This window comes from Streptomyces sp. NPDC004667, assembly GCF_040609475.1.
GTDB lineage: Bacteria > Actinomycetota > Actinomycetes > Streptomycetales > Streptomycetaceae > Streptomyces.
On sequence record NZ_JBEXKC010000088.1, the window covers coordinates 17,450 to 27,645 of the forward strand.

The window sequence follows — 10,196 nt, forward strand, 5'->3', positions numbered from 1 at the left end:
GCTCCCGGCGGGCGGGCCTAGAAGGTGAGCACCCCGCGTGCCACCCGCCCGTGGTGGGCGTCGTCGACGGCCTTCGCGAAGTCCTCCACCGGGTAGGTCTCCGTCACCAGCTCGTCCAGCAGCAGCTTCCCCTGCCGGTACAGCTCGGCGTACAGGGCGATGTCGCGCTGGGGGCGCGAGGACCCGTACCGGCAGCCCATGATCGCCTTGTCCAGGTACAGGGACGACACGAGGAAGGACGCCTCCTCCTTGAACCCCGGCACGCCGAGCAGGACCGCCTGCCCGTGCCGGTCCAGCAGGTCGATCGCCTGCCGGATCAGCTTGACGCTGCCCACGCACTCGAAGGCGTGGTCCGTGCCCGTCGGCAGGATCTCGCGGACGGCGGCCGCGGTGTCCGCCACCGCCGAGGCGTCGATGAAGTGGGTGGCGCCGAACTGCCGGGCCACCGCCTCCTTGGCCGGGTTCGCGTCCACCGCCACGATGGTGGTGGCCCCGGCGATCCGCGCGCCCTGGAGCACGTTGAGCCCGATGCCTCCGGTGCCGATGACGACCACCGACTCGCCCCGGTCCACCCTGGCCCGGTTCAGGACGGCCCCGACGCCCGTGAGCACCCCGCAGCCGATCAGCGCGGCCGAGGTCAGCGGGATGTCCGCGGGGATCTTCACCGCCTGGACGGCCTTGACGATCGTGCGCTCCGCGAAGGCGGAGTTGGAGGCGAACTGGTAGAGCGGCTTCCCGCCGCGGGAGAACGGCTGCTGCGGCATCCCGATCGCCTTGCGGCACATGGTGGGCCGGCCCCGGTCGCAGTCGGCGCACGCCCCGCAGTTCGCGAGGGTCGACAGGGCCACGTGGTCGCCGGGCGCCACGTGGGTGACCCCCGCGCCGACCGCCTCCACCACCCCCGCGCCCTCGTGCCCGAGCACCACCGGCGGCGGGAACGGGATCGTCCCGTCGATCACCGACAGGTCGCTGTGGCACAGCCCCGCCGCACCGATCGCGACGAGCACCTCCCCCGGCCCCGGATCCCGGATCTCCAGGTCCGCGACCACCTGGGCCTGCTTGCCGTCGAACACGACGCCTCTCACCTGGGCTCCTTAGGCAGGCCGAGCACCCGCTCGGCGATGATGTTCCGCTGGATCTCGTCCGAGCCGCCGTAGATGGTGTCGGCGCGGGTGAACAGGAAGAGGCGCTGTTCCTCGTCGAGCGCCGTCCCGTACGGGTCCTGCGGCGACCAGGGGCCGGATCCGGCGGTGGCCGCCGCGCCCCGTACGGCCACGGCCAGCTCGCCGAGCCGCCGGTGCCAGCGGCCCCACAGCAGCTTGGCCACGCTCGGCGCGCCCGCGTCCCCGGCGGTCCCGGCCGTCCCGGCGGTCCCGGCTGTCCCGAGGGTGCGCAGGGCGTTCCACCGCATGGTCCGCAGCTCGGCCCACTGGCGTACGAGGTCGTCGCGCAGGGCGGGGTCGGGGGCGGCGGAGGCCGCGTAGGCGTGGATCACCCGTTCCAGTTCGGCGGCGAAGCCGATCTGCTGGACGAGGGTGGACACGCCCCGTTCGAGGGCGAGCAGGCCCATGGCGACGGTCCAGCCGTTGCCCTCCCCGCCGACGACGTCGGTGGCGACGGCGCCGTCGAAGAAGACCTCGTTGAACTCGGCGGTGCCGGACATCTGGCGGATGGGCCGGACCTCGATCCGGCCGGGCTGGTCCATGGGCACGAGGAGGAAGGACAGGCCCCGGTGGCGGCGCGAGCCGGCTTCGGTGCGGGCCAGGACGAAGCACCGGTCGGCGTCGTGGGCGAGGGAGGTCCAGATCTTCTGCCCGGTGACGCGCAGCAGCCCGTCGGCCGGGTCGCGCACGGCGGTGGTGCGCACCGCGGCCAGGTCGGATCCGGCGCCGGGTTCGCTGTAGCCCTGGCACCACAGTTCCTCGCCGCGGGCGATGGCGGGGAGGTGGCGGGCCTGCTGTTCGGGGGTGCCGTAGGCGATCAGGGTGGGGGCGAGGAGGTTCTCGCCGATGTGGCCGACCCGGCCGGGTGCGCGCAGCGCCGCGTACTCCTCGGCCCAGACGACCTGGCCGGTGAGGGAGAGCCGCTGCTGTCCGTAGGTCCCGGCGGGCAGGTCCCAGCCCGTGCCGATCCAGCCGCCGCGGCCGAGTTCGCGTTCCCAGGCGCGGCGGGTGGCCACCTCCTGGTGTTCGCTGCCGGGGCCGCCGAGGCCGACGGCCCGTTCGTAGGGGCCTGTGAGGTGTTGTGCGAGCCAGGCGCGGGCCCGGGGTCGCAGTTCCCCGTCCTCGGTCCCGAAGCTGAAGTCCACGGGCTCCCCTTCACGCGTTGGGGCGGTCCTTGGCGGCCGCCGCCCTTGCCATGGCCTCCAGTTGCGCGAGCATCGGCATCGGGTCGGTGCCGACGGTGCCGGGCAGGAAGTCGGCGATCTTCTCGGGGGTCCAGGAGCCTTCGGCGTAGCCGGCGCGCAGTTCGCGGGGCTGCGCCCAGACGGCGATCTTGGGTCCGGCGATCGTGTAGACCTGCCCGGTGATGCCCTCGCCCTTGGCGCGGTCGCTGAGGAGGTAGGTGACGAGGGCGGCGACGTCCTCGGGCTCCCCGATCTCCTTGAGCTCCATGGGGACGTTCGCGGACATGCGGGTGCGGGCGACGGGGGCGACGGCGTTGGCGGTGACCCCGTACTTGTGGAGGCCGAGGGCGGCGCTGCGGACGAGGGAGATGATCCCGCCCTTGGCGGCGCTGTAGTTCGCCTGGGCGACGGAGCCCTGGTGGTTGCCGCTGGTGAAGCCGATGAGGGTGCCGGTGCCCTGCCTGCGCATGACGGCGGAGGCGGCCCGGAAGACGGTGAAGGTGCCCTTGAGGTGGGTGGCGACGACCGGGTCCCATTCGGCTTCGGACATGTTGAACAGCATCCGCTCGCGCAGGATGCCTGCGACGCAGACGACGCCGTCGATGCGCCCGTACTCGGCGAGGGCGGTGTCGACGATGCGCTGTCCGCCCTCCATGGTGGAGATGTCGTCCGCGACGGCGACGGCCTGTCCTCCGGCGGCGGTGATCTCCTTGACCACGGCCTCGGCGACCTCGCTGGTGGGCTCGCCGCCCTCGATCCCGACGCCGTAGTCGTTGACGACGACCCGGGCGCCCTCGGCCGCGGCGGCGAGCGCCACGGCCCGGCCGATGCCCCGGCCCGCGCCGGTGACGGCGACGACCTTGCCTGCCAAGAAGTTCCCCACGTCCGGCCCCTTCCCGCGATTTCTGACGGTCCGTTAGATTCTATGACCAGTCAGATCCCTTCGCACAAGCCCCCGTTGCCCGCCGCACCGTCAGGAGCTGATGAAAACCATGAGCAGCCTGCCCGCCGAGTTCCACGAGATCGCCAAGCGCGTCAACAACTGGGGCCGCTGGGGCGCCGACGACGAGATCGGCACCCTGAACCTGATCACCGGGGAGGTCGTCCGGGCCGCCGCCGCCGAGGTCCGCACGGGCCGGCGCGTCCCGCTCGCCCTGCCGCTCAAGGAGGACGGGGTGCAGGCCGGGATGATCCCCGGGCGGATCAACCCGCTGCACACGATGGTCCAGATCAACCAGGAGCTGTTCGGTCCGGGCACGGTGGCGTGCAGCGACGACGCCGTGACGATGGGGCTCCAGTCGGCCACGCACTGGGACGCCCTGACGCACGTCTCCCACTCCGGGCGGATCTACAACGGCCGCCCGGCGTCCACGATCACCGCGCACGCGCGCGCCGAGTTCAGCGGCATCGACAAGGCCACCCCCATCGTCTCGCGCGGGGTCCTCCTCGACGTCGCCCGCGCGAAGGGCCTGGACCGGCTTCCGGGGGGTCACGCCGTCACGCCGGAGGACCTGGCGGAGGCGGAGGAGTTCGCGGGGGTGGAGGTCCGCGCGGGCGACATCGTCCTCGTCCGCACCGGCCAGGTCCAGGTCTACCTGGCGGGCGACCGGCACGGCTACGGCTTCCCGTCCCCCGGGCTCTCGGTGCGCACCCCGCAGTGGTTCCACGCCCGGGACGTGGCGGCGGTCGCGAACGACACCCTGACCTTCGAGATCTTCCCGCCGGAGATCGAGAACCTGTGGCTGCCGGTGCACGCCCTCGACCTGGTCGAGATGGGCATGCACCAGGGCCAGAACTGGAACCTGGAGGAACTGTCCACAGCCTGTGCGGAAGCCGGGCGATACTCCTTCCTCCTCTCCGCGATGCCGGAACCCTTCGTCGGCGGCACCGGCACCCCGGTGGCCCCGGTGGCGATCCTCTGACCGCCACCGCCCCCGTACCCGTTAATCCGTGGTGCACGGCCGGGGCGGGCCCCTATCGTCCGGGCACGTGACCGACTGGAACGAAATCGAAGCCGCCGACTGCGCCGCGCCCGCCGACCGGCCCCTGGAAGAACTGGTACGAGAGCTCTCCGAGGCCCTGGCCGACCCCGATCCGCGGATCCGGGACGGCGCCCCGTACTCCGTCCTCGCGTCCTGGATAGCGGGCGGGGTGATCGGCGAGGCCCGGCGGCTGGAGCTGGGTGACGAGATGGCCGCCCGCTTCGCCCATCCGCAGGTCCAGGCCCGCACCTTCGCCCCCCTCGTCCTGGACATGCTCGTGACCAGGGGGGACTTCAGGGCCGGCTGGGTGGACGCGTTCGAGCGCTGGTACCCGGCGGAGGAGGACCTGCGCGGCCACGACGCGGAGCTGGGCTGGCTCCACGCCGTCGCGCACGGGGCCGACCTGCTGGGCACGCTCGGAGCCCACCCCGAGGTGGACCCGGCGCGGATGCTGCACCTGGCCGCCGCCCGGCTGGCGGCGCCCACCGCCCACGTGTACGACCAGCTGGAGGACGACCGGCTGGCGCGGGGCGTCGCCCGCGTCCTGACCCGGCCGGACCTGGGCGAGGGCGACGCGACGTCATGGCTGGACCCGATCGCCGCCGCGTTCGGCGCCGACAGCATCAGCACCCCGGTCCCCGCCCACATCAGCAACTGCCTGCGCACCCTGCGCCTGCTCTACGTCCTCGCGGACCGCGGCGCCCGCCGGGACCAGACGTCCCCCCGCATCCCCCTGCCCCACCGCGAGGCCCTCAAGTCCCGCCTCGCAGACACCCTCGACCACATCGTCAAACGCTGAACCCGCGCGGGGGCGAGCCGAGCGATGGGCCCTCCGGCCCCTCCGACCCGCTTCGCCCTGTTTCGCGCCATGTGGCATGTGCGGCCTGGCCGAGGCGGTGAAGCCGCACGCCAGGGGCGGAAGAGTCGTTGCCCTGTACACCGAGACGCGTACGCCTGTACGAGACGGCCGGGGCCGGTGAGGCCGGGCGATAAGGCTGTGGGGCAGACAAAGAGCGCAGAGCGACCGATTCCCCCCTTCTTGCGACGCACGACCCTCGGAAGGATGGTTCCGACAATCCGGGCCGCCCGCGCGGGCGGGCGGCCTCCGGTCGCCGATGCAGAGGGGAACCACCATGTCAGCGCGCAAGACCCTGGCGATCCTGACCGCCACCGCGGCCCTGATCGCGGGGCCCGTCCTGTCCGCCCACGCCTCGACCGCCACCCCGACCGACCAGCAGACCGCCTACGCCGCGCAGGCCCGGACCGCCGGCCTCTCCGGCCGGCAGGCCGGGGAGCTCCAGCGCCGGGTCGACGCGGTGGCCGCGCGGGATCCGCAGGCCCGCCAGATCTCCGCGAACCGGCTCGCCACCGCCGGCGGCACGGTGACCGTCGCCGTCCCCGGCCGCGCCGAGACCCGTGACCTCGCCTCCCCCGAAACGGCCCTGGCCTGCGACAACGGCCACCTGTGCGTCGTCGACGGGCGCGGCTACTCCTACGACTACTACCGGTGCGGCTCCTACTCCTTCGACGGCGTCGGCGACGGCACCTTCAACAACAACCAGACCTCCGGCACCCGGGCCCGCTTCTACAACTCCGACGGCAGCGAGCGCTGGTCGAACGTGGCCAAGTCCACGGGCACGGCCTCCTGGACCCCCGTCTACTACATCCGCCCCTGCTGACCGGTCCCCTCCCCGGCGCCCCGCCCCACCCCGGGCCGGGGCGCCTTCCCGCGCGGGCCTCACTCCCGCGCCCCGGCCACGAAGCCGAACCAGACGACCTTGACGCAGTCTCCCTGGGACACCGCCGCCCAGTCGTCGGCACAGGCGGCGACGAGTCCGAGCCCGCGCCCGCGGGTGTCGAGGAGCCCGGGGCTGCCGCCCCGGGGCCGCCGCTCGGGCGCGCAGTCGTAGACGTGGACGGTGACCCGGCCGCCCCCCAATACGACCTCGACGGCGATCTCGGGGCTGTCGGTGTGCCGGTAGGCGTTGGTCACCACCTCGGACGCACACAGCCGCGCCCGCTCCTCCAACTCCCGGTACCCGGCCGCACGCAGCACGGACACCACCCAGTCCCGCGCGACCCGCACCGCCTCGGGACGACTCGGCGCGGCCATCCGGTACACGGACGTGCGGTAGCCGGGCGGGTCCCCGCCACGACTCAAGGCGCTCGTCTGCTCCATCGCGAACCTCCAGTGGAGTACGGGTCCGAGCCGCCGCCCACCCGTGGCATCGGCCGACCGGATCGCCCCCAAGGCACGCTCCAGCGGCTGCACTTCGGACTGACCGGCATGCGACGCGGTATGCGGAGACGACATTAGCGGGTCCGTACCAAGCTTGAGACGACTTCCTTCAAACCGTAGGACTTGGTGGACCCTGTACCGCCCCACGGTCCACACTGAGACCCGACAGGAGGGGAGCCGATGCCACCCAGGAAGGCCCCAACGGCCCGCCAACGCCGCTTGGGTTCCGAACTACGGAAGATCCGCGAGCACGCCGGGATTTCACTCACCGACGCGGCGGCGCAGCTGAGCACCGACCGGACCACCATGAGCAGCATCGAGAGCGGCCGCTTCGGCGTGAGCAGCGAGCGGGTACGGACCTGGGCCGGCCACTACGGCTGCCCCGACTCCGATTACGTCGAGGCGCTGGCAGCCATCGCCGACGAGCGCGGCCGTGGCTGGTGGGATGACTACCGCGACGACCTGTCCGCGGGAGCGCTCGACCTCTCCGAGCTGGAGCACCACGCCATCGCGATCCGCGCCGTACAAATCATGCACATGCCTGGCCTGCTCCAGACCGAGGACTACGCGCACGCCGTGTTCGAGGAAGCCGTTCCGGCCCTGCGCCCTCCGGAGCTCCGCCGGAGGCTGTCGCACCGGATGCGACGTCGCGACGTACTCGACCGCGCGGACACGCCGTCCTTCACCTTTCTGATCCACGAGGCGGCGCTGCGCATGAGGTTCGGAAGCCGCCAGATCACCGCCAACCAGCTCGACTACCTCCTCAAGCAGTCCGAGCGGGACAACGTCACCGTCCGCGTGATCCCATTCGAGGTGGGCGGCTTCCCGAACGCCGGAAGTTCGACACTCTATGCACACGGCCCGGTGCCACAGCTCGACACCGTACAGACGGACACTCCCACCGGTCCGGCGTTCCTCGATGCCGAAACGAGGCTCGCCAACTATCGGGCCGTCCTGGATCGGACCGAGGAGCGGTCCTACGACCCCGAACGGTCTCGCGATTTCGTTCGCGGGATGGCGCGACAAGTGTGAAGGCGTGAGAACAGTGGAAATTCAGTGGCGCAAGTCCTCGAAGTCGACGGACGCCGAAGGTAACTGCCTGGAAGTCGCGATTCTGGATGGCGAGATCCTGATGCGCGAGAGCGACGACCCCAGCGTGATCATCCGGACCTCCCGGGCGAAGCTCAGGGCCTTCATCGAGGGCGCAGCCGCCGGCGAGTTCGACGACCTCGCCTGACGTTCCGGCACTCCGGCCCCCTGACCGCTGCGGACAGGGGGCCGTTCCATGTCTGCGGGTTGGTACGTATCACTCGTCGGCATATGCCGTCTCACTCGTAAGACGTCAAAAGCTTGATACGGATCCGCAGCCAGCGCTAACGTCGAAGAGCGGCGCGCCGGATCGGCACGGCGCGATGCAAGTCCCCCTGCCCTTGCGCCGGTTGGGGGACCCGCCGCCGCCTCTTCCCGCCGCTCGTCACGGCCCGAAGGGGCGGCGGTCCGCCGCAACGGCAGGAGAACCGCACATGTACGCGCACCCCATCGCCCGACTCCACAGCTCAACCATCCGCACCGGCTACTGGTTCGAGGCTCTCTGCCATCACGACGCGTACGCCGCGCCCCCCGAACTGCTCTACCGCGTCATGCTGGACACCCCCGAACGCGCCATCCGCCTGATCGGCCACCAGATCCGGGCCACGCACCCCTTCGCCCTGAACCCCGACGAAGTCACCCGGGCCCTCGCCTGGGCCGACGGCGGCGGCCGGATCCAGGCCCTGGCCGCCCTCCACCGCGGCGAACCCGCCGGCTTCAGCATCGTCCTGCGCGACGGCACCCGCCCCGAATGGCGCGTCCGCCCGGTCCGGCACCTCGTCCTGGACGCCGCACACCGCGCGGCCCGCTGACACCCGGCCCGCCTAACCTGGCCCCCATGGCAGAGATGAGAGGGACCGCGTACGGGTTCCTGGTCGTCGGGCGGCCGGGGGCCGGGGAGTTGGCCCGGGTGCTCGGAGCATCGCTCGGGGTGGGCACCGCCGCAGTGGAGGTCGGGCCCGAGGGGGAGAGCGACGGCTGGCGGTGGGACACCCCCGTCCAGTGCGGGGTCCGCTGGCACGCGCGGGGCGACCTCTCCTGCTCCCTGGAGGTGTACGCGGGCCCCTCCGTCCCCGGGGCACCCGCCGCCGCCGAGGTGGGCCGGGCCCTGGCGCGCGGGCTGGGCATGACCGTGCTGTCCGACTTCGGCGACGTCGTGCCCTGGATCGCCCAGGTGCTGACCCCCACCGGCGGGGCAACCTTCGCCCGCGTCGAGGAGCCAGAGGACCCCGAGCGGTCCGGCCTCCGGGTGACGGCCACGCAGGCCCGGGTCGACGCCTTCCCGCACGCCGAGGTGCACGGGCTGCCCGAGCTGGTCCGGGCGGCGCCGGCCGCCCCGGCCGGTACCGACCGGCGGCTGTGGGGCTGGACTGACCTGATCTGCCGCATGGAGGCCGACTGGCCGCCCCTACGCTGGTACGGGCTGGACGAGTACCGCGAGGACCTCGTGGAGCGGGACGGGCTGGCGGACCTGGAAGGGCACCCGGAACTGGAAGCCCTCGACGCGCGGTTCCGGGCCGTCACCGTGGCGGACGGCGGCGAGGAGATCGGCCCCGGGCCGGCGGCCGGCGCCTGGTACTGGCACCGGCGCCCCGCGGTCCTGCCCTGGCGGGTGCTGCCGCCCGCCGACCCGGAGGCCGCCGACCGGCTGTGGGAGTGGGTACGGGAAGGCGCCGGGGCCCACGGCGGCACCGACATGGCGGGGCTCGACCTCGGCGGGGCGGTCCTGGACGGCGCCGACTTCGCGGAGTCCTGGTTCGCCGGGACCCGGCTCGCCGGCGCGCGACTGGTCGGCACCGAGTTCTACCGCGCCCACCTCGCCGGGGCCGACCTCACCGGCGCCGACGCCACCGGGGCCTGTTTCGTACGGGCCGACCTGGACGGGGCCGACCTGCGCGGAGCCGTCCTCGACGGGGCCGACCTCGTCCGGGCGGAGCTCTACGGCACCGACGCGCGCGGGGCCCGCCTGCGCGGCGCCCGCATCCTCGGCGCCTCGCTGCTGGACACCGACCTGCGCGGGGCGGACCTCAGCGGCGCGGAGGTGCGGGAGAACTCCTTCCGTGTGCTCCTGGACGACTCCACCCACGTGGCGGGCCTGACGGGAACGGTGTTCGGCCCGGCCACCCTCGCTGCCCCGGACGGCACTCGACACCCGCTGGGCGGACGGGACTTGGAGGACTGGCTCCGCGCCCGCGGCGGCGACGTACAGGTCATCGCCCCCCGGCGCCCCGAACCACCGGCCGCCCGGCGGTGATGGTGGTTCGCATGGGTGAGGGGGCACGATCGGACACCATGCCGCCACCGGACCGTCGCGCATCCAGGCCGACTGGACCCGCACCCCGCGACAGGCGATTTTCGGCCACACCTCCTCACCGGCTCGTTTCTTCTTTGCCGTTGACCGGATCCGGCCGGTAGACATGAACTCGGGCAGTTGAGCGATTCCTGGGGGCGGAGCAGAAGTGACGGATCACGTACCGATCAATCCGTGCACGATCCCGCAGTTCACGGGTGACCTCGAGGCGTTGGAGCAGGACAAGAA

General features: G+C 72.7%; 11 protein-coding genes. 7 read left to right on the plus strand and 4 right to left on the minus strand.

The features are described 5' to 3' along the window. Positions 1 to 17: 17 nt before the first annotated feature. From ABZW32_RS32790 to ABZW32_RS32800, 3 genes are read right to left on the minus strand one after another with little or no spacing between them, the layout of a single operon-like run. Complete coding sequence (locus ABZW32_RS32790) at positions 18 to 1,085, minus strand: Zn-dependent alcohol dehydrogenase (protein ID WP_356223094.1); 1,068 nt, start codon at positions 1,083 to 1,085, stop codon at positions 18 to 20. Beyond that, positions 1,082 to 2,308: an acyl-CoA dehydrogenase family protein gene (locus ABZW32_RS32795; RefSeq protein ID WP_356223096.1), complete on the minus strand. Its 1,227-nt coding sequence runs from the start codon at positions 2,306 to 2,308 to the stop codon at positions 1,082 to 1,084. Before ABZW32_RS32795 ends, ABZW32_RS32790 begins: the two co-directional genes overlap by 4 nt. A gap of 10 nt (positions 2,309 to 2,318) precedes the next feature. After that, positions 2,319 to 3,230 (minus strand): SDR family NAD(P)-dependent oxidoreductase, encoded by a 912-nt coding sequence (locus ABZW32_RS32800; protein ID WP_356223099.1) that lies wholly within the window; start codon positions 3,228 to 3,230, stop codon positions 2,319 to 2,321. Between the two features lie 100 nt (positions 3,231 to 3,330). Between ABZW32_RS32800 and ABZW32_RS32805 the strand changes: the two genes are divergently transcribed. The 3 genes from ABZW32_RS32805 to ABZW32_RS32815 all read left to right on the plus strand — a co-directional run bounded on the left by ABZW32_RS32805 (position 3,331) and on the right by ABZW32_RS32815 (position 6,008). After that, positions 3,331 to 4,269 carry a cyclase family protein gene (locus ABZW32_RS32805; RefSeq protein ID WP_356223101.1) on the plus strand — a complete coding sequence of 313 codons (939 nt, stop codon included), beginning with the start codon at positions 3,331 to 3,333 and terminating at the stop codon, positions 4,267 to 4,269. Positions 4,270 to 4,336: 67 nt separating this feature from the next. After that, on the plus strand, positions 4,337 to 5,128 hold the full coding sequence (locus ABZW32_RS32810; protein WP_356223104.1) for a DUF2785 domain-containing protein: 792 nt from the start codon (positions 4,337 to 4,339) through the stop codon (positions 5,126 to 5,128). A 334-nt stretch (positions 5,129 to 5,462) separates the two neighbouring features. Next, a complete protein-coding gene (locus tag ABZW32_RS32815; protein WP_356223106.1) occupies positions 5,463 to 6,008 on the plus strand; it encodes a hypothetical protein in 546 nt (181 codons plus the stop codon). 59 nt (positions 6,009 to 6,067) lie between these two features. On the opposite strand, the gene ABZW32_RS32820 is transcribed toward ABZW32_RS32815, so the two are convergent. Next, a complete protein-coding gene (locus ABZW32_RS32820) occupies positions 6,068 to 6,508 on the minus strand; it encodes an ATP-binding protein (RefSeq protein ID WP_356223109.1) in 441 nt (146 codons plus the stop codon). 240 nt (positions 6,509 to 6,748) lie between these two features. Between ABZW32_RS32820 and ABZW32_RS32825 the strand changes: the two genes are divergently transcribed. From ABZW32_RS32825 to ABZW32_RS32840, 4 genes are all read left to right on the plus strand, one after another. After that, the gene (locus ABZW32_RS32825; RefSeq protein WP_356223112.1) at positions 6,749 to 7,600 is read left to right on the plus strand and encodes a Scr1 family TA system antitoxin-like transcriptional regulator; all 852 of its coding nucleotides are present in this window, start codon (positions 6,749 to 6,751) and stop codon (positions 7,598 to 7,600) included. Positions 7,601 to 7,613: 13 nt separating this feature from the next. Next, entirely contained in the window at positions 7,614 to 7,805 is a 192-nt protein-coding gene (locus tag ABZW32_RS32830) for a DUF397 domain-containing protein (RefSeq protein WP_030241160.1), read from the plus strand. 286 nt (positions 7,806 to 8,091) lie between these two features. Continuing rightward, positions 8,092 to 8,469 (plus strand): hypothetical protein, encoded by a 378-nt coding sequence (locus tag ABZW32_RS32835; RefSeq protein WP_356223114.1) that lies wholly within the window; start codon positions 8,092 to 8,094, stop codon positions 8,467 to 8,469. Between the two features lie 26 nt (positions 8,470 to 8,495). Beyond that, a complete protein-coding gene (locus ABZW32_RS32840; RefSeq protein ID WP_356223117.1) occupies positions 8,496 to 9,911 on the plus strand; it encodes a pentapeptide repeat-containing protein in 1,416 nt (471 codons plus the stop codon). The last annotated feature ends 285 nt before the right edge of the window (positions 9,912 to 10,196 follow it).

Excerpts from the sequence above, each read along its gene's own strand:
- ABZW32_RS32805 (WP_356223101.1), top strand. The coding sequence starts at position 3,331 with ATGAAAACCATGAGCAGCCTGCCCGCCGAGTTCCACGAGATCGCCAAG.
- ABZW32_RS32815 (WP_356223106.1), top strand. The coding sequence starts at position 5,463 with ATGTCAGCGCGCAAGACCCTGGCGATCCTGACCGCCACCGCGGCCCTG.
- ABZW32_RS32820 (WP_356223109.1), bottom strand. The coding sequence starts at position 6,508 with ATGGAGCAGACGAGCGCCTTGAGTCGTGGCGGGGACCCGCCCGGCTAC.
- ABZW32_RS32825 (WP_356223112.1), top strand. The coding sequence starts at position 6,749 with ATGCCACCCAGGAAGGCCCCAACGGCCCGCCAACGCCGCTTGGGTTCC.
- ABZW32_RS32835 (WP_356223114.1), top strand. The coding sequence starts at position 8,092 with ATGTACGCGCACCCCATCGCCCGACTCCACAGCTCAACCATCCGCACC.
- ABZW32_RS32840 (WP_356223117.1), top strand. The coding sequence starts at position 8,496 with ATGGCAGAGATGAGAGGGACCGCGTACGGGTTCCTGGTCGTCGGGCGG.